We start from the raw sequence: 19331 nt of genomic DNA on the forward strand, positions 1-19331 counted from the left end.
GATCGAAGATAATGGGGTCGGATTCAGCGTGACACTTGGTCAAAACGATGAAGATCAAACATCCTCCGCACGTTCGAGCATGGGATTATCCATTGCCAATAAATTTATAGCAGCCCATGGCGGAAATTTAGTCGTCCACAGCAAGCCGCGCGAAGGGACAACACTTTCGATCAGGTTGCAAGCGTCTCATAATTAGTGTGAAATTGAACTTCCGTTTACTTCATGTTTACTTACACTCCTTATACTGAAGCTAAAGTTGTATAAGGAGTTGTGAACTCTATGAAACCAAAAAATTGGAGTGGGAGTGGCTTATCCCATGCAACAACGACTCGCTTGAAACTTTCGGCGTTGCGCTGGTGGAGGCGCTGGCCGGAATGGGCTCGCTTCGCAGCGATTGGTTGGACTCTCTTCTTTGGTGCGCTGGGGTTGTATTGGTCGTTAGGCGGCTCAGGTTTTCCATTAGGTTTGTTAAACGATCCTATTGCGCAATATTCGGCTTTTAGACATGCGACACCCTCGGTTGCAGGACCTATCATTACTATTCTAAGCTTCCTTGGTGCGGTAGCCCTGTTCATGTTCAAGTTCAATACGCACGGTGTAACCCGAACGATTCTGCTTCTTTATGCTTGGAGTACCGCGACGATTCTCTGTTTCACAATTCCGGATACCCGCGCTCTCATTGGAGTGGCTTATGCTCCTATTTCATTGATCTCGGCTACTTTCGGTCGGTCGCTCCACTATTTCGATTTCTTCACATGGCCGGTGATAAATCAATATATTTGCCTTGCAGGCGGTTTGCTTTGGGCAGCGACAGCGTTGTCCTTCCAACGTCAAACCCGTATCTCTTGCGCCTATTGCGGGCGTAAAAGCGATACGAGCCGTTGGATAGATTCGAGCTCCGCCATGCGCTGGGGAAGGTGGTTGACCTATGTTGCGATCCTGGCCCCTGCTTATTACGATATCACCCGCATTGCCTGGCTGCTGGGAATCCCTCTAGGGGTAACAAAGGAATTGTATCAAAGCCTTCAGGATTCAGGTGCAGATTGGGTTGGAGCGGGCCTTGCCCTGGTATCGGTTGGTGGCGCCGTTCTAACGCATGGACTTATAACACCTTGGGGGGAGACCTTCCCTCGGTGGTTTCCGTTTTGGGCCGGGAAGCGCGTCCCTATTGCACTAGCCGTCGTTCCTGCCGGGTTTGTCTCCATCCTGTTAACCGTTTCTGGCATTCAAGTCTTTATCCAATTTTCATTGAGCGGCGATTTTCAAAATTGGGGAGCATCAACGCCGCTGCTGCTTATGCCTATTTGGGGGATTGCGTTAGGGGGCGCTACAATTTTCTACTATTACCGGAGGCAGCAACACTACAGTCCTTGTTCGCAATAACCCTAATAATGACAAATTCTCGAGGTAAGCAACATTAGATATTCCCAATGATCGTTTACTGAAAAAGTATATAAAACTAGGTCATTACGGAGAAACGATAGTTCAACAATAAATAATTTTTTAACTATACATTGTGTTCAGCTTATGTTTAAAATAATGAGCAAGTGAGCTTAAAAATGATGTTTGTGATTGATGGACTTGGAGGAATAGGGAATGTCTTTTATTAAAGGAATAGAATTATGCCGTCGATTTCATATTGAAATCGTTGAGCCTGTAATGATGGACAATTACTCTTTCTTGTCCTATTCATCGGCTCTAATTGGTCCAGGTAGCGAAGTGCTTGGATATGATACGGAAATGTCGACTGATCACGATTGGGTGCCTAGGGTATATCTTTTTCTTGACCAACTAGATATCGGGTACTCAGAGCAAATACAATCAGCTCTGCACGAGCGAGCTCCGGAACAGTTCTATGGCTTCCCCGTTGATATAAGGAAGAGCGTAATTACAACGGTGCCGAGGTTCATCGAAGGTTACTTGGCAGTTAACAAAGATGAACGATTAGAACCAGTAGATTGGTTAACGTTTCCTTCACAGTCACTTCTCGAAATAACACGTGGGGAAGTTTATAGGGACGATAATGGTCAACTTTCCAAATTGCGCAAACAATTCGAATATTATCCTCACGATATTTGGTTGTACCTTATGGCATCAAGCTGGCAGCGAATCGGTCAAGAAGAACATCTGATGCTTCGTTCGGGTTTTATAGGTGACGAAATTGGCTCAGCTATTATCACTTCACGCCTTGTCCGCGACATCATAAATCTCTGCTTTTTCATGGAGCGCCAATATGCACCCTATCCAAAATGGTTTGGTACTGCATTTAAACGTTTGAAGTGTTCTGATCAACTAATGCCTCACCTTTGGACTGCTCAAACGGCAGTTACATGGAGGGAACGCGAGCATGCTTTGAATAAAGCTTACAAACATCTATCAAGTATGCACAACGGACTAGGGATCACTGAAAGGATTCCTGATGAAGTTTCATACTTTTTTGATCGTCCCTTTAAAGTAATGAACGGTGAAGAAATTGCTAGCCTCATCGCAAATCAAATTGTGGATACAGACATTCAACAGTTATCCAAAAAACGTTTGATTGGTAATATAGACCAGATTACAGACAACACAGATTTCAGAAAAATGAATAGGTGGTCTGATGGAGAAGGGGAAAGTGCAAGAAATGCTTTGAAAAAACTATTTAACCCCAGTTTGTTAACTAAAAAGGATCAATAGTTCAAATCCAAAAGGCTTCAGCATCGTTCAGCTAACGGGAAACGATAGTTTAACGAAACAGGCAGCAATTGTACATTTATCACCCATAAAAGAACTCTCCAAAAGCGGAGAGTTCTTACATTTTTATCCATGTATGTTTGCGGGTGGTGTCAGCTACGCTGGTACTACCCCATATTGTTCCAGTGCCTGCACTCCTTTAAAAGTTGTAATGCATTTGCTTCGCCATACGAGATTCCCCTCAATATAGCAAAAAATCCTCAATCGATAACGATCGAGGATCCCTTATCACATTTATCCTTTTTCTCTAAACCTTTGGCGGCGCTCCTGGTTTTGCTTGATTTTATCCTCCATTCCCTGCTCCGTCGCCATATAAAACGTTTCATGCTTCACCGCGTCCGGCAAGTACTGCTGCACCACATAATGACCCGGATAATCGTGCGGATACATATAGCCGATATGGCCCAGCTTCTCCGCGCCTTTATAATGCGCATCCCGCAGATGAAGCGGCACCTCCGCCGATTTGAGACGGTCGAACGCGTTCATTACCCGGGAAATGGCCATCGGGATCGAGTTCGATTTCGGGCTTTCCACGGCAAAAAGAATCGCCTGCGCGATGACGTATTTCGACTCCGGCCAGCCGATTTTGTGGTAGGCGTCCATCGCCGTCACCGCCTGCACCATCGCCTGCGGATTGGCCAACCCGATGTCCTCGCTGCAAGCGACGATAAGCCGCCGCAGAAACGTCATCGGGTCCATGCCGAGCTTCTCGACGGCGTAAAGGAACCAGAACAGCGCCGCGTCGCTCGAGCCGCGGACGCTTTTGTGAAACGCCGACAGCACGTCGTATTGCGTGGATTCGTCGGCTTTCACGATCGCCTGGCGGATCGACTCTTCCGCCACCTCCAGCGTGACGCGGATCGTGCCGTCCCGCTCCGGAGGCGTCGTCAGCGCCGCCAGCTCCAGTGCATTGAGCGCGCGGCGAATGTCGCCGTTCGCCATGCGCGCGAGATGCTCCAGCGCCTCCTCGTCGACGGAAAGCGGCAGGAAGCCGAGCCCTTTGTCCTTGTCGGCTAAGGCGCGGCGCATAGCGATGAGCGAATGCTCCTTCGTCAGCGGCTCCAGTTGAAACAGCGTCGAACGTGACAGGAGCGCGCCATTCACGTGGTGAAACGGATTCTCGGTCGTCGCCCCGATGAAAATGATGATGCCCTGCTCCACCGCAGGGAGCAGCGCGTCCTGCCGCGACGTATTAAAGCGGTGCACCTCATCCAGAAACAGGATCGTTTTTTTGCCGTACAGCGATTTATTGTGCTTCGCCTGCTCGATCACGTCGCGCACGTCTTTAACCGAGGCGTCTACGGCATTGAGCTTCACAAACTCGCCCTTGGTCGAGTGGGAGATAATATTCGCCAGCGTCGTTTTGCCGGTGCCCGGAGGGCCGTACAGCAAAATCGACTTCACCTGATCGGCTTCGATCGCCCGGCGAAGCAGCTTGCCCGGGCCCACGATGTGCTGCTGCCCGATATATTCGTCCAGCGTCGTCGGCCGCATCCGGTCGGCGAGCAGCTGGTTTTTCGTATCGCTGGAAGCGGCTAAATCGAATAAGTCCATAACGCGAACCTCAATCCTTTTTTCGGTAGAAAGATAGTCCTTTTATTGTATCATGTGCGGGCAGGGAATGAAACATCTGTTCGGGACGATGGTGCGGTTTCGTTTTCGACCCATGCCTGAACGGTAGCGTGTAATGGTCGTTTTCGGCTCAGGCGGTACATGGTGTAACAGTTGCAGGTGAGCTTATAAGTGCTAAATTGGTGATTTTAGAACGGTAACGGTTGCCAGTGCGGTTATTTGTGAACTTTCATCGTTTTGATGAAAAAAAGAGGAGAAATAAGCTCTGCCACAACCGTTATGATTTGAAAATGATGTTTTTGAGCCAAATAAGCTCCATAGCAACCGTTAACCTCCCCGTGTACATGACGCACATGTGACCGAGGGCTGCGCATAATTTCCAAAATCACAAAAAAAAGCACCCGCCTCCATGACAGCGAGGTGGGTGCTATGCTCTCGTGCTTGCACATGCCAGCACGGACGAACAGGCTGGACGATGACCGGGGCAGGCAAGCTTATGTTCCACTTCGGCGGCCATCTTTTCAACAATCTGAGCCGGTTAAATACCGGCTTTTTTCAGCAGATCGCGGACGACGACGCTCACCATGATCAGCCCGGCGACCGGCGGCACAAACGCGTTGCTGGCCGGCGGCATCTGCGCCTTGCGGATTTCCGGCGCGTTTTCCGGCACGATGCGCTGCGTCACATCCTCGCGCGGCTTGATCGGCGTCTCGTCGGAGAACACGACCTTGACGCCCTTGCTGATGCCTTCGCTGCGCAGCTTTTGGCGGATGACCCGGGCCAGCGGATCGGTGTGCGTCTTGGAAATGTCCGCGACCTGAAAGCGGGTCGGGTCCATTTTATTGGCCGCTCCCATGCTGGAAATGATCTTGATTTTGCGGCGCAAACATTGCTTAATCAGGTGGATTTTGTAGCTGATCGTATCCGAAGCGTCGATGACGTAGTCGAGCGGATACTCGAACAACTTCTCATACGTCTCTTCCGTATAAAACATTTTCAGCGCAATTGCGTCGCATTCCGGATTGATTTGCAAAATGCGGTCGCGCATCAGCTCGGCCTTCGGCTGGCCCACCGTCGTCATCAGCGCATGAACCTGACGATTGATGTTCGTAATGTCGACAACGTCCTTGTCGATCATGACGATGCGGCCGACTCCGGTGCGGGCCAGCGCCTCCGCGGCGATCGAGCCGACGCCGCCGATGCCCAGCACGGCGACGGTGCTGTTTTTCATCACTTCGAGGCCTTCCGGGCCGATCGCAAGCTCCGTTCGGGAAAACTGGTGCAGCATAGCGGTAACAACCCCTTTTCTTTGGAAAAAGGGCACTGCCCCCCGAATGGGAACCCACCGCGTTAAACGGCATGTTCCCGGCGAAGGTGCAGAGCCCTGAGACCAGGCTCAGTATTGAATTACTTCGCAGCCGGTGCCTTAAGCGCAAGGCGGATCGACAGCTGCTCCAGCTGCTTGTCGTCGACCGGTCCCGGCGCATCGGTGAGCAGATCGGTCGCGCTTGCCGTTTTCGGGAATGCGATCGTCTCCCTCAGGTTGCTGCGGCCGGTGATCAGCATCACGAGACGGTCGAAGCCGAAGGCGATGCCGCCGTGCGGAGGTGTGCCGTATTCGAACGCTTCGAGCAGGAAGCCGAACTTTTCGTTCGCTTCTTCCTTCGAGAAGCCGAGCGCGCCGAACATTTTCTCCTGCACTTCGCGCTTGTAAATCCGCATCGAGCCGCCGCCCACTTCGTAGCCGTTGAGCACGAGGTCGTACGCCTGAGCGCGGATTTTGCCCGGATCGGTGTCGAAATAATGCAGGTCTTCTTCGCGCGGACGGGTAAACGGATGGTGCTCGGCCACCCAGCGCTTGTCGTCTTCATCCCAGCCCAAGAGCGGGAAGTCGACGACCCAGGCGAATTTGAACTTGCTTTCGTCGATCAGGCCGAGGTCGCGGCCGATTTTCAGGCGCAGGTTGCCGAGCACGTCGGCAACGACCTTTTTCGTGTCGGCGGAGAACAGCAGCAGGTCGCCTTCTTCAGCGCCAAGGCGTTCACCGAGCGCAGCGATTTCCTGCTCCGTGAAGAACTTCACGATCGGCCCTTTCCATTCGCCGTCCTTCACTTGAATCCACGCCAATCCCTTCGCTCCGTAACGTGCGGCGAACGGCAGCAGATCGTCGATCTCCTTGCGGCTCCACGTCGCGCAGCCTTTCGCGTTGAGCGCCTTCACCTGGCCGCCCTTGGCGGCGACGTCGGCGAATAATTTAACGCCCGATTTTTCCACGATGTCCGTCACTTCAACGAGCTCCAGCCCGAAACGCAGGTCCGGCTTGTCGGAGCCGTATTTGCCCATCGCGTCGGCGTAGGTGATGCGCTGGAACGGAGTTTCGATGTCGACGCCCGCCGTTTCCTTCATCAAGCGGACGACGAGACGTTCCATCATCTCGAGCAGCTGATCCTGCGTCAGGAACGACGTCTCGATGTCCACCTGGGTAAACTCCGGCTGGCGGTCGGCGCGCAGGTCTTCGTCGCGGAAGCAGCGGGCAATCTGGTAGTAACGCTCCATGCCGGCAACCATCAGCAGCTGCTTGAAAATTTGCGGCGACTGCGGCAGCGCGAAAAACTCGCCCGGATGCACCCGGCTCGGCACAAGGTAATCGCGCGCGCCTTCCGGCGTGCTTTTCGTCAAAATCGGCGTCTCGATTTCCACGAAGCCGTTCTCGTCGAGGAAATCGCGGAACAGCTTGGCGGCTTTGGAGCGCAGCATCAGCGTGCGCTGCATTTCCGGACGGCGCAAGTCGAGGTAACGGTACTTCAGGCGAACCGCTTCGTCCACTTCAATGCCGTCCTCGATGAAAAACGGAGGCGTTTTGGCTGCGTTCAAAATTTCCGCTTCCGTGATGCGCACTTCGATTTCGCCGGTTTTCAGGTTTTTATTCACCGTTTCCGGGTCACGGTCGACAACCTTGCCGCGGACGGATAGCACGTACTCGGTGCGGCATTTATCCGCCACCGCATGCGCTTCCGCGGAAAACTCCGGGTTAAATACGATCTGTACGATGCCGCTGCGGTCGCGCAGATCAATGAAAACAACTCCGCCGAGGTCGCGGCGTACGGACACCCAGCCGTTCAGCACGACTTCTTCCCCTACGTTCGCTTTCGTCAATTCCCCACAATGATGCGTTTTTAACAGCATGACTGATTCCTCCTATTTTTAGAAAAATGAGCTATTGATATGCACTGGTTTACTTTCCGCCGCGTTCCGGCAAGCTTACGGCCGTTTCGCTATTTATTCGCCGCATCTTTCATGCGCTGAACGAACTCGCTTAAAGGCACCGTCATCTGCTCACCCGTTGCCATCTCCTTGACGGTGATCTCGCCGCGCTGCAGCTCGTCATCGCCGAGAATGGCTACGTATCTCGCATGGAAGCGGTCCGCGGACTTCATCTGCGCCTTTATTTTGCGGCCGAGGTAATCTTTCTCTGCGGTCAGATCCGCTTCGCGAAGCCGGAACAGCAGCCGGACGATTTCGTTTTCCGCCGCCTCGCCGAGCCCGATCAAGTACACGTCAAGCGGCTTTGCCTGCGGCAGCTCCACTCCTTGCGCCTGCAGCACGAGCAGGATGCGCTCCATGCCGAGCCCGAGCCCGACGCCCGGCTGGTCGCTGCCGCCGACCTGCTGCACGAGGCCGTTGTAGCGTCCGCCGCCGCCGACCGTGTCGATCGCGCCGATGCCGGCCGCCTTGTACTCGAACGCCGTGTGCGTGTAGTAGTCGAGCCCGCGAACCAAACGAGGATTGATGGTGAACGGGATGTCCATCGCCGTCAAGTGGCGCTGCACCGCTTCGAAATGGGTCCGGCATTCCTCGTCCAAATATTCGAGAATCGTCGGCGCGCCCTCGCAGTACTTCTGATCGATCTTGCAGTCGAGAATGCGCATCGGATTGCGGTCGTAACGCGACTGGCAATCTTTGCAGAGCTGATCTTTGACCGGCGCGAAAAACTCCTGGATCTTCGTGCGGTACACGCTGCGGCACGCCGGATTTCCGACGGAGTTCACCTCCACCGAAACGCCGGATAGGCCAAGCTCCTTGTAGAAGGTGTACCCGAGAGCAATGACTTCCGCATCCAGGCTCGGGTCCGTCGAGCCGAACGCCTCGATGCCGAACTGGTGGAACTGGCGCTGACGCCCCGCCTGCGGCCGCTCATAGCGGAACATCGGTCCGATATAATACAGCTTGCTGACGTCCGGTTCGCCGAACAGCTTGTTTTCGACGTACGCCCGCACGACGCCGGCCGTGCCTTCCGGTCTGAGCGCGAGATCGCGGTCTCCTTTGTCCTTGAACGCGTACATCTCCTTCTCGACGATGTCCGTCGTCTCTCCGACCCCCCGCTGGAACAGCTCGATATGCTCGAAAATCGGCGTCCGGATTTCCTTATAATTAAATCTCCGGCAAAGCTCGCGCGCCTTGCCTTCGATGTACTGCCATTTCTCCACATCGCCCGGCAGCAGGTCCTGCGTGCCTGTCGGCTTTTGAATGCTCATATCCCTGACTCCTTCCTTCTTCAAATTAAGAAAAGCTTCCGAATTGTTCAGCTCCGCTGAAAACTTGGCAACTCTGAAAATAAAAAATCTCCCGCCCCTGAGCATTGTCAGGGACGAGAGATCGACGACCGAATCACCCGTGGTACCACCCACATTATGAACCCGCCTGTTCCGCGCGTACGCAGATCCGTTCAAGCGGCATTCACACTCTAGCGGATAACGCCCGCCTGCGCAATACGGCTACTGCAACGAATGGATTCATTCGGGTTCGCCGCATGTCCTCCGGGAGGTCTGTTCGTCCGATTCGCTTAAGGAAGCTTGCAGCCGGCGGCTTCCCTCTCTGAATAAGCAAGGTTCGAAGTACTTTGTCCCATCAACGGATCGATTTGCCTTTCACAATTAAAGTTTATTTTAATATCGAAAATTGGCAAAGTCAAGCTGGTTTTGTCAAACATCCCGGGGATGCTATTTTAAATCTTTGTTAAATTTGAGCGCCGTCGCCCAATCCCTTACCAGCATATACGTATCGCCGTTGTTCAGCGACTGCTTGTTCGAAATTTGATCCAGCGTCGCTTTCGTTAAAATGCCCCGCTTCTCCAGCTCAGCAACCGCCTTATCCGGCTGCACGCTAACTTTAAGCGTCTGGGCCATGATATAGGCGGCCTGATCCAGCGTTACCGGCGTTTTGGCCGGGTCCGTCTGGTTCTTCAGCCCGCTCAGCCAGTTCGCGGCGCTTCCGGTCAGTGCCGTCGGATTGAATTTTTTCGTCCCTTCGACGATGTTAAACATTCTTTGAATGTTGGAAGGTTTATCAAGATCGAATTCGTTTTTGTAGCCGCCCGTGGCGAGTCCCAAGGAAACGGCCGCCTTCAGGCCGGGATACGCCTTGTTCTCCATAAACGCCTGAGGTTTAGGGGAATACGGCTTCAGGTCCATCCCCTGCTTGTTCAGCTGCTCCTGCAGCTTCGCGATGCCATCCTTCGATGCGGAAAGCTGGCGGAACGAAAGCTTCATGTCCGCTGCGATTTTCGCGGCGGCGCCTGCCGCCTCGCCTTCGGCCATGCCGGTCGGGATCACCCGCGCCGACCCGTGCGGCAGCGTGTCGTAGCTGGCCGCGCGGCCGACGACGAGCAGGCCGTCCACCTTCTGGGGCACAAGAGAGCGGAAAGGTATCGCATATTTGTCGGGATCGATTACAACCGCTCCGTTATCCTTGGGCGACGTCCGCTGAATGTCGACCGGATATCCGCCGAAGGCGATGCGGTCCCATTGATCGCGGTTTTCCAGCTCGTCGACAATCGACAAACGGTACTCGCCGATCATGTGGCGCGACTCGCGGACATACAGCTCCGGCGCGATCGCGTCCAGCTCCACGCCCTCGAAGTCGCCGGGATACTGCTTTTTCAGGTAATCGAGCACATGCGGCAGCTCGTCCTTCGCAATCTGGAACGCCTCCTGGCGCGATTTCGAATCGAACGGATCGATACCGAAAATTTGCAAAGCGTTCACGAGCATCGTATTGTCGTTCTGGCGTCCGCCGTTCAGGCCGCGCATCCGCACGCGCTCCTTGTTGACGGCCGGATATTCCTGCATTTTGTCAAAACCCCACAAGCTGTGCTCGTTAATCCCGTATTTGCCCTGGCCCTTATCCTCGGCGGCAATCGTCTTGCCAAACTGCTTCCACCGTTCCGGCGTGATGTTGTTCAAGCGGAAAACGACCGTAACGGCCATGCGGCTTTTCGGATCGGCGAGATCCTCCCGGCCGACCGTAAACGGCACGCCCGCCGCAGCGGCGAAATCCGCATCCTGCGTCGCGTCGATCACCGATTTGGCCTGCACGCTTATTTTGCTGCCGTCCTCTTTGATGATGTCGGCGCCGGTCACCGTCCTGCCGCCGTCGCCTTTAACCGTCAGATGCGGTTCGATCGACTTTGCTTTCAGCAGCACGTCGATGTTTTTCTCCGCGGCGACCATCTGGTAAAAGGCATTCGCCGCCGTGACGACGTCAAATGAGTCGCCTTCGATTTTGCCGAACCATTCGCTGAAGATGCCTTTGTTCATCGGCTGCCGCGACATGCTGCCGGGCTCGACGGTCATATCGATGCTGTTCAGCCAGCCGAGCGTCATCAGACCGCCCAAAATAGGACGCTCCTTGCCATCGACGAGCAGCGTCTTCTGTCCGTTCCGCGCCGCGGAAACAGCTGCCGCAACCCCTTCCGGATCGGTGCCGACGACGATCACGTCGTAGCTGCTTTTGACGTCGGCGACCGATTTGACCTCCATCAGCTTTTGCGGCTGGCCCGCCGCTTTGCGGGGCCCGCCATGCTTCATCTGCCATATGTACCAGCCGGCCGCCACGACGGCCATCACGACGATCGCCGTCAAAATGATCGCGTATCCGCGGTTTTCTTTGCCAAGCCATTGATTGCCTTCGCTCATAGTACACCTCGAGTAAAAAAATAGGTTCGTCAACTAGTCCGGTAACCGTATAAAGCATCGTACGTGCAAAAATAGAAACCGATGGAGCCCCCGCGATTATCCGTAATCCGGCTTTCCACCAATTCCCCAAGGATGAAAAAATAGCCTGCATGCCGTCCCATATATATTACGGCAATACAGGCCATAAGGTTGCACAACTCTACGCTTTTACCGATGCCGGGTACGCTTCGTCCAGGAGCCGGATCTTTTTATCGATATACTCCTTGTACGCTTGATTGTAAACGGAAGGCTCCTTCGGGTTCGGGAAACGCTCGATGCGCTGATGCTCCGAACCGTCCTCGCGCAGCTCGGCCGGAAACAGGATTTTGCTGACCGCTCCGCAGCCGAGCCCGATGATCGTCTGGCGCTCCTCCATCATCACGATGTTGTACAAGCTCTCTCTGCCTTCGAGAGAATAGCCGACGTTTTCGAGATTGCCAAGGATGTTTTTTTGACGGTACAAGTAATAAGGCTTGTAGCCGTGCCCGGCGGTCCACCGGGTAGCCCGCTCCATCATGACCGCGATTTCGTCCCGCTCCGCGACTTCGTAAGCGTCCCGGTTTTTCGTCATCCGCGACGCTCTTTTGAACGACAGCGTATGGACGGTCAGCGATTCGGGCATCAGCTTTTCGGTTTCCGAGAGCGTGTGCTCAAGCTCCTTCAGCCCTTCGTTCGGCAGGCCGATGATCAGGTCCATGTTGATGTTGTCGAGCCCCATTTCCCGGGCGAGCCGGAATTTCTCCACCGTCTCCGTCACCGTGTGGTGCCGGCCGATCGCATCCAACGTCGCCTGCGTGAAGCTTTGCGGATTGATGCTGATGCGGTCGACATTCCATTTGTTCATGACGGCGATTTTTTCCGGCGTAATCGTATCCGGTCTTCCCGCCTCCACCGTCAGCTCTCTGACCTTGCTCATATCGGGAAACGCCTCGTGCATCGTCACGAACAAAGCGTCCATCTGTTCGGCCGTAATGCTGGTCGGCGTTCCGCCTCCCCAGTAGATCGTCGTGATATCCAGACCCGCTTCGCGCATCCATCTGCCCATCTCGCGGATTTCGTAATGCAGCCCTTCGAGGAAAGCGTCGACCGAACCGTTGTTGCCGCGGATATCATACGCCGGGAACGTGCAGTAAGCGCATTTTGTCGGACAAAACGGAATGCCGATATACACGCTCACCTCACGGTCCAGATGAAACAGGTCCGGTATGACCTGAAGCTGTTTTTCCGCTACCTCGGTCAGCAGCTCCGCCTTCGGCTCCGTGACCAGATACTCGTCGATGAGCAGCTGCTTCGCTTCATCGCGCGTATGCTTCATCAGCAGGTTATGCATCAGCTTTGTCGGTCTGACGCCGGTCAGGATACCCCAAGGCTGCTCCAGCCCTGTCGCCTGCTGCAGCATGTGCAGCAGGCAGCTGCCGACCGCCCGCTTGACGGTGCGGCTGCGCAGCACCTCGCCGCCGCCTGCGGGCAGCCTTCTGCGCTGCTCGCAGCTCCTGCTCTCCCCTGTGACACGATCCTGCAGCATCCCGCGGACCTCAACTTCTTCGGCGGCCGCATCCTCCCGCACATCCAGCTTCAGCAGCATCGGTGCGTCGTCCGCCGACTCGTATACAAGTTCAACATCCTCGAAAAACAATTTGCATATATGAAAAATTTCCGTCGTATGCTCGGAAAATCCGCTGCGCCGTACTTCGATTTTCAAGGTCTCCACCCCCGAAGCGAATAGTTATTTCCCCCAAAAAAGCAAATAGACCGCCCTTGAGCCCCTACTCACGCGGTCTACAACCATGGTTTCAACGCGGCATGCCCTTAGGCAGCCATCATACAGTCGTGGATATTTCCGGCATCCGCGGTACCCTGAGTTCCCGTCCACAACATTATACCAGACTTCCCCGCAAAAACAACCGCGGCCGCTTATCCGGGCGCTACCGGTACGTCTTCCGCGGCGTGCTGCGCAGCTTTTCGTGTACGGACGTATGGCCGGCGACGATTTCCGCCTCGCTCATGGCCGGTCCGAGCGACATCGCTTCGGCGAACTCGTAAGCCAGAAGCTGGTGTTCCGGCCGCGTCACAAGCTTTTCTTTGCTCGATTGGTGCATGGCAACCAGGCTCCCTTGCTTAAGGTGATACGCCTATTGTTGCCAGAATAGCCCGGCTCTAACCAGCATAGGGCCCGGCACGTAATCCTGAGGCTTGTCCACACGCGAACCCATTCATACTTTACTTGCTGTCCACGATCAGTGTCACGGGCCCCCAGTTCACCAGAGATACATCCATCATTGCGCCGAATTGACCGGTCTCCACACGAAGCCCTTGTTCGCGGAGAAACGCATTGAACCGCTCGTACAGAGGTTCCGCCTGCTCGGGCCGGGCGGCCGTCATAAAGTTGGGGCGTTTCCCCTTGCGGGTATCGCCGTACAGCGTAAACTGGGAGATCGATAAAATATCGCCGCCCGCATCCGTTACGGACAAATTCATTTTGCCGGACTCGTCTTCGAAAATGCGCAGTCCCGCCACCTTCTCGGCGCAATATTTGGCGTCCTGCTCTGTATCTTCGTGAGTGATCCCGACGAGCAGCACGAGCCCCATCGGAATTTGCCCGACAACGCGGCCGTCTACGGTCACCTGCGCCGCTTTGCTTCGTTGAACGACGATTCTCATGTTTCGTGTGCTCCTTAAGTCTGCATAATCCGCTGAACGGAGTATACGTCCTTGACGCGTTTGATTTTCTCCACGACGGAATGCAAATGATCGATGTTGCGGATCAGGATGGTCATGTGAATGAGCGCCACCTTGTTTTTGTCCGACCGGCCGGATACCGCGGAGATGAGCGTTTTGCTTTCGGATACGGCCTGAAGCACCTCGTTCAGAAGGCCAAGCCGGTCGTGGCCGGTAATTTCGATCTCCACGTTGTAATTCGCTTCGACCGAATCCGCCCATTCGACCTCGATGACGCGGTTCCCTTCCTCGCCGCTCTCCACGGTCGGGATGTTCGTGCAGTCGAGACGATGGACCGAAACGCCGCGGCCGCGCGTAATGTAGCCGATAATGCGGTCCCCCGGCACCGGATTGCAGCAGCGGGCGAAACGAACGAGCAGGTTGTCGACGCCCTTGACGCGAATGCCGTGCGTGGGACGGCTCTTTTTCTCCGCAGGCGCCTTCACTTCCTTGTATTCGGTCGTCAGCTGCAGCGACTGCTGCTGGGCCTCCTCCGCTTTTTTGCGGATGCCGTCGGTCAGCCGCGTGCATATTTGAGCCGCCGTAATCCCGCCGAAACCGACGGCGGAATACATATCTTCAATTTCGTTGAAATTGAACTTCTTCGCCACTTCCAGCAGCTTCTCGTCGGTCATGACCGCGGACGGTTCGAACCCGAGCCGCTTCAGCTCGCGTTCGACCGCCTCCTTGCCTTTCTCGACGTTTTCCTCGCGTTTTTCCTTCTTGAACCACTGCCGGATTTTGCTGCGGGCATGCGACGACTGCGCGATTTTGATCCAGTCCTGGCTTGGGCCGTACGAATGCTTCGAGGTCAAAATCTCGATGATGTCGCCCGTCTTCAGACGATGATCGAGCGGCACGATGCGGCCGTTCACCTTCGCCCCGATCGTCCGGTTGCCGACCTCGGTGTGAATCCGGTATGCAAAGTCGAGCGGCACGGAGCCGGCCGGGAGCTCGATGACTTCGCCCTTCGGCGTGAACACGAACACAAGGTCCGAGAAAAAGTCCATTTTCAGCGATTCCATGAACTCCGACGCGTCCTTCGTCTCCTGCTGCAGCTCGATGATTTCGCGGAACCAGTTCATCTTCTCTTCGAAGGTTCCCGCCGGCACGGCCGTACCTTCCTTGTACGCCCAGTGGGCGGCAATACCGAACTCGGACGTTTTGTGCATCTCGAACGTGCGGATTTGCACCTCGAGCGGCTCGCCTTTCGGCCCGATGACGGTCGTATGCAGCGATTGGTACATGTTTGGCTTCGGCATCGCGATGTAGTCTTTAAACCGGCCCGGCATCGGTTTCCAAAGCGTATGGATAATGCCGAGCGTCGCGTAGCAGTCTTTGATATTGTCAACGATGATGCGCAGCGCCAGCAGGTCGTAAATTTCGTTGAACTGCTTGTTGCGCGTCGTCATCTTTTTATAAATGCTGTATATATGCTTAGGCCGCCCTGAAATGTCGGCGTCGATGCCCATTTCGTGCAGCTTGTCGCTTACGTTTGTGATGACGTCCTGAATATATTGCTCGCGTTCCGCCCGCTTTTTCTGCATCAGATTAACGATCCGGTAATACTGCTGCGGATTGAGGTAGCGCAGAGCGATGTCCTCCATCTCCCACTTGATCGCGGAAATACCGAGCCTGTGTGCAATCGGGCAAAAAATTTCCAGCGTCTCGTCCGCGATGCGCCGCTGGGCTTCCTCGGACTGGTGTTTCAGCGTCCTCATATTGTGCAGCCGGTCAGCCAGCTTGATCAGAATGACGCGGATATCCTGCGCCATGGCGACGAACATTTTGCGGTAATTCTCGTTTTGATGCTCTTCCTTCGTCTTGAATTTAATCTTTTCCAGCTTGGTCAAGCCGTCGACGAGCATGGCGCAAATTGGGCCGAACTTCTCCCGGACCGTTTCGAGCGATACGGTGGTGTCCTCCACGACATCATGCAGCAGCGCGGCGATGATCGAAGTGGTGTCCATTTGCATGTTCACCAAAATGTCGGCCACCGCCAGCGGGTGCAGTATATAGGGCTCGCCGGATTTGCGCACCTGCCCGGAGTGGGCCTGTTCGGCAAAATCGTACGCTTCCCGTATGCGCGTTAAATCGTTCTCTTTTAAGTAGCCCGATGCCTTCTCCAGAAGCTGTTCGATCCCCATGCGTTTTTACCCATTCCCTTAAGTCGATTTTTATAACATTATGCCTTTTTTTAGAGGTTTTCGTCAATTGTTCGGGCCGGCAATGTGAAAAAAGACCGTATCCCCCAGTTTCCGGGTACCAGTCTTTTTTCGCACAGACGTCAGTCTTTAGTATTTGACAAGGGAAATTACGTCGATATCGCCCAGCTTTTCCCGTCCGCCGAGCTCCGTAAGTTCGATCATAAAAGCGGCGCCGATCACCTCGCCGCCGAGCTGTTTCACGAGATTGATCGACGTGGCGATCGTTCCGCCGGTCGCGAGCAGATCGTCGGCGATCAGAACCTTTTGCCCTTGCTGGATCGCATCCTTGTGCATGGCCAGCTTATCTTTGCCGTATTCGAGCGCATAATCGGCCTCGATCGTCTCGCCCGGCAGCTTGCCGCTCTTGCGGATCGGCACGAACCCTACGCCGAGGGCGACCGCCAGCGGCGCTCCGATCACGAAGCCGCGCGCTTCCGGCCCTGCGATGCAGTCGATCTCCTTGCCTTTATAATAATCGGCCAAATCCTGAATGACCTGGCGGTATACCTCGCCGTTTTTGAGCAGCGTCGTGATATCTTTAAAGCTGATGCCCGGCTGCGGAAAGTCCGGAATGACGCGGATATACTCTTCGTATCTCATATGATTTCCTCCAATGGGTTAATTTGCTTGAAGCTGCTGCGGTCCGTCTTGCGGGTGCAAATCCATTCCGCAAGTTCCTTGCCGGACGAATACACAAAAACCTGCTCCACTTCCGCGCGGGACATGCGCGCCAAATATTTGCGCGACAGCGACAAATCTTTTTTCTGCGGGGAAGGCACGGGCACATAGGCTTCTCCCCGCCGCTCGACAAATCCGAGCTCATCAAATACCTCTATCATAAACCGAATCAGCTTTTCCGACAATCCCGTCCGCTTGGACAAAGCGCGCAGCAGCGCCGGAAACCTGTCGGGAGCGTTTCCTTCGTGCAGCAGCGACGTATAGACGACCTTGAACATATCCCGCGACGGCAAAACGGCGCTATCCGCGCTCCGCGCTTCGGAAAAAGCCGCATAATATCTTTCCGCTCCGTCCGTCAGACGGATCAACGTCTCCGCGTCGGAAAGCAGCGGAGGCAGCGAGCCGATGACGACGTCCGTCGCGCCTTGCAGACTGCTCCGCTTCGCCTTATCGTTCAGCGGCTCCCAGCTGCCGGAAAGCGAACATTGCCATAAAGCGCACGCATCGGCCATGCGTGCGACGGTCTCCGCCTGCGGAGGATCGAAAAAGACGACCGCCGGGCCGTCCGGCAGCTTCCGGCACAGCTCCTGCAGCTTGCCCGTTGCGGCCTGTGCGCCTCTCCAGTCGAACACCTGAACGTGCGGTACGCGCAGGTCCTGGATCATGACCTGCGGCTTCCGCGTGCCGTTCCATTCGTTGATCGACAGCTCGCCAAGCACATCAAGGCGCGAGCTCGGAGCGATCCAGTCGGCCATGGCGCCTTTGCCGAAGCCGACCGCATCGAGCGCAGCACCCGCCGCGGCTTCGGCCTTGCTTAGCGACAGCTTCAAGTGCTGCTGATCCTTGCCGATCGTCCGCAGCTCGCGCGGCGCAAGCCCGCTGAATACGAAGCGGGGGCTCGGATTGCCTTGGCCGAAAGGAGCCAGAAGCTCCAACTGGCGGATGCTGTCCACGGTTACCTCGTCCAGCGAGCATTCGATATCCGCCTGCAAAATCGGAATGAAATCTTCCGGGGTCAGCCATTCCTCGGCAAGCCGGTTCAAACGGTCGGACAGCTCCTGCAAATGATCTTTATGTATAGTCATGCCCGCGGCGGCCTGATGCCCTCCGAAATGATCCATCAGATCGGCGCAGTGGGTAAGTGCCTTATGGATGTCGAAGCCGATAATGGAGCGGGCGGAGCCTTTGGCCATGCCGGTTTCGCGGTCGATGCCGAGGATGATCGTAGGGCGGTAATATTTATCGAGCACCTTGGAAGCGACGATGCCGATGACGCCGACGTTCCAGTCTTCGTGCGCCAGCACGAACACGTTGGGCAGGCCGCCCGACTCAAGATTTTGTTCGATCATGGCGAACGCCATTTTGGTCATTTCGTCGACAATGCGCTGGCGCTCCTTGTTGAGCTGGTCGAGGCCGAAAGCGAGGTGCTCCGCCTCCTGCTCGCTTGCGCTCGTCAGCAGCTTCACCGCATCGTCGGCGCTGCCCAGGCGGCCGCTCGCATTGATGCGCGGCCCGAGGCTGAAGCCGATGTGCGAGGCGTTCACATCTTTGCACTCCACGCCGGCTATGCCGAGCAGCGCCCGGATACCGACGTAGGAAGTCGACTGCATTCGTTTCAAGCCGCCCTTCACGATAAGCCGGTTTTCGCCGACCAGCGGCATCAAATCGGCGATCGTGCCGATCGTGGCGATCTCGAGCAGCTCCTCCGGCCAGCGGCCAAGCAGCGCCTGCGCCAGCTTGAGTGCAACCCCGACGCCGGCGAGCTGCTTGAACGGATACGGACAGCCGGGTTTTTTCGGATTGACGATCGCCGTCGCCTCCGGCAGCACCTCGGGCGGCTCGTGGTGGTCGGTCACGACCACGTCGATGCCGATGTCCCGGGCATAAGCGATTTCTTCATAAGCGCTGATGCCGGTGTCCACCGTAACGATCAGCGATACTCCGCCGCGCTTCGCATGATCGAGCGCACTGTTGTTCAGCCCGTATCCTTCATGTACGCGATGAGGTATGTAATAATCGAACTCGCAATCGAATTGGCGCAGCAAATGGATCATCAGCGAAGTGCTGCTGACCCCGTCCGCGTCGTAATCGCCGTAGATGCGTATTTTTTCGCGCCGGTCCAAAGCAAGCCGAATGCGTTCCACCGCTTCCTTCATGCCGCCGAGCAGGTACGGATCGTGAATTTGCTCCGCCCCTGCGTACAAAAATGCTTTCGTTTCTTCGATGTCGGTGAATCCCCGGACGACGAGCAGCCGCGCCACAAGCGGGTGAATGCCAAGCTCGCTTGCAAGCCGCTCCGCAGTGCCGGGACTGGCCTCATTCAGATTCCATCGGGCTTTCGGGTGAAGCATCTATGCACCTCCGAGTATTGCATGCTGCCGTCATTTACGGAATCTGCCCGCCCAGACTC

General features: G+C 55.5%; 14 protein-coding genes. 3 read left to right on the forward strand and 11 right to left on the reverse strand.

Annotated features, from left to right (window positions below):
• Position 1: 1 nt before the first annotated feature.
• The 3 genes from MYS68_RS18985 (at position 2) to MYS68_RS18995 (ending at position 2676) form a co-directional block, all read left to right on the forward strand.
• Positions 2-196 carry an ATP-binding protein gene (locus tag MYS68_RS18985; protein WP_338043673.1) on the forward strand — a complete coding sequence of 65 codons (195 nt, stop codon included), beginning with the start codon at positions 2-4 and terminating at the stop codon, positions 194-196.
• An 83-nt stretch (positions 197-279) separates the two neighbouring features.
• Positions 280-1383: a hypothetical protein gene (locus tag MYS68_RS18990; RefSeq protein ID WP_248927351.1), complete on the forward strand. Its 1104-nt coding sequence runs from the start codon at positions 280-282 to the stop codon at positions 1381-1383.
• 213 nt (positions 1384-1596) lie between these two features.
• Positions 1597-2676: a DUF4037 domain-containing protein gene (locus MYS68_RS18995; RefSeq protein ID WP_248927352.1), complete on the forward strand. Its 1080-nt coding sequence runs from the start codon at positions 1597-1599 to the stop codon at positions 2674-2676.
• A 291-nt stretch (positions 2677-2967) separates the two neighbouring features.
• Here the strand turns inward: MYS68_RS18995 and MYS68_RS19000 are convergent, their stop codons facing one another.
• The 11 genes from MYS68_RS19000 to recJ form a co-directional block, all read right to left on the reverse strand.
• The gene (locus MYS68_RS19000; RefSeq protein WP_248927353.1) at positions 2968-4287 is read right to left on the reverse strand and encodes a replication-associated recombination protein A; all 1320 of its coding nucleotides are present in this window, start codon (positions 4285-4287) and stop codon (positions 2968-2970) included.
• 556 nt (positions 4288-4843) lie between these two features.
• Positions 4844-5593 (reverse strand): tRNA threonylcarbamoyladenosine dehydratase, encoded by a 750-nt coding sequence (locus tag MYS68_RS19005; protein ID WP_248927354.1) that lies wholly within the window; start codon positions 5591-5593, stop codon positions 4844-4846.
• Positions 5594-5712: 119 nt separating this feature from the next.
• A complete protein-coding gene (aspS, locus tag MYS68_RS19010; protein WP_248927355.1) occupies positions 5713-7491 on the reverse strand; it encodes an aspartate--tRNA ligase in 1779 nt (592 codons plus the stop codon).
• Positions 7492-7580: 89 nt separating this feature from the next.
• Entirely contained in the window at positions 7581-8840 is a 1260-nt protein-coding gene (gene hisS, locus MYS68_RS19015) for a histidine--tRNA ligase (protein ID WP_248927356.1), read from the reverse strand.
• A gap of 465 nt (positions 8841-9305) precedes the next feature.
• Positions 9306-11279, reverse strand: a complete 1974-nt coding sequence (locus tag MYS68_RS19020; protein WP_248927357.1) for an FAD-dependent oxidoreductase — start codon at positions 11277-11279, stop codon at positions 9306-9308.
• Positions 11280-11478: 199 nt separating this feature from the next.
• Positions 11479-13029, reverse strand: a complete 1551-nt coding sequence (locus MYS68_RS19025; protein ID WP_420852139.1) for a coproporphyrinogen III oxidase — start codon at positions 13027-13029, stop codon at positions 11479-11481.
• Between the two features lie 214 nt (positions 13030-13243).
• On the reverse strand, positions 13244-13417 hold the full coding sequence (locus MYS68_RS19030) for a hypothetical protein (protein WP_248927359.1): 174 nt from the start codon (positions 13415-13417) through the stop codon (positions 13244-13246).
• A 121-nt stretch (positions 13418-13538) separates the two neighbouring features.
• Positions 13539-13979 (reverse strand): D-aminoacyl-tRNA deacylase, encoded by a 441-nt coding sequence (gene dtd / locus MYS68_RS19035; RefSeq protein ID WP_248927360.1) that lies wholly within the window; start codon positions 13977-13979, stop codon positions 13539-13541.
• A gap of 14 nt (positions 13980-13993) precedes the next feature.
• Positions 13994-16183 (reverse strand): RelA/SpoT family protein, encoded by a 2190-nt coding sequence (locus MYS68_RS19040; RefSeq protein WP_248927361.1) that lies wholly within the window; start codon positions 16181-16183, stop codon positions 13994-13996.
• A 147-nt stretch (positions 16184-16330) separates the two neighbouring features.
• A complete protein-coding gene (locus MYS68_RS19045; protein WP_248927362.1) occupies positions 16331-16843 on the reverse strand; it encodes an adenine phosphoribosyltransferase in 513 nt (170 codons plus the stop codon).
• Positions 16840-19272: a single-stranded-DNA-specific exonuclease RecJ gene (recJ, locus tag MYS68_RS19050; RefSeq protein ID WP_248927363.1), complete on the reverse strand. Its 2433-nt coding sequence runs from the start codon at positions 19270-19272 to the stop codon at positions 16840-16842. The genes MYS68_RS19045 and recJ overlap by 4 nt, the downstream gene beginning before the upstream one ends.
• Positions 19273-19331 lie beyond the last annotated feature (59 nt).

Source organism: Paenibacillus hamazuiensis, assembly GCF_023276405.1.
Classification (GTDB): domain Bacteria; phylum Bacillota; class Bacilli; order Paenibacillales; family NBRC-103111; genus Paenibacillus_AF; species Paenibacillus_AF hamazuiensis.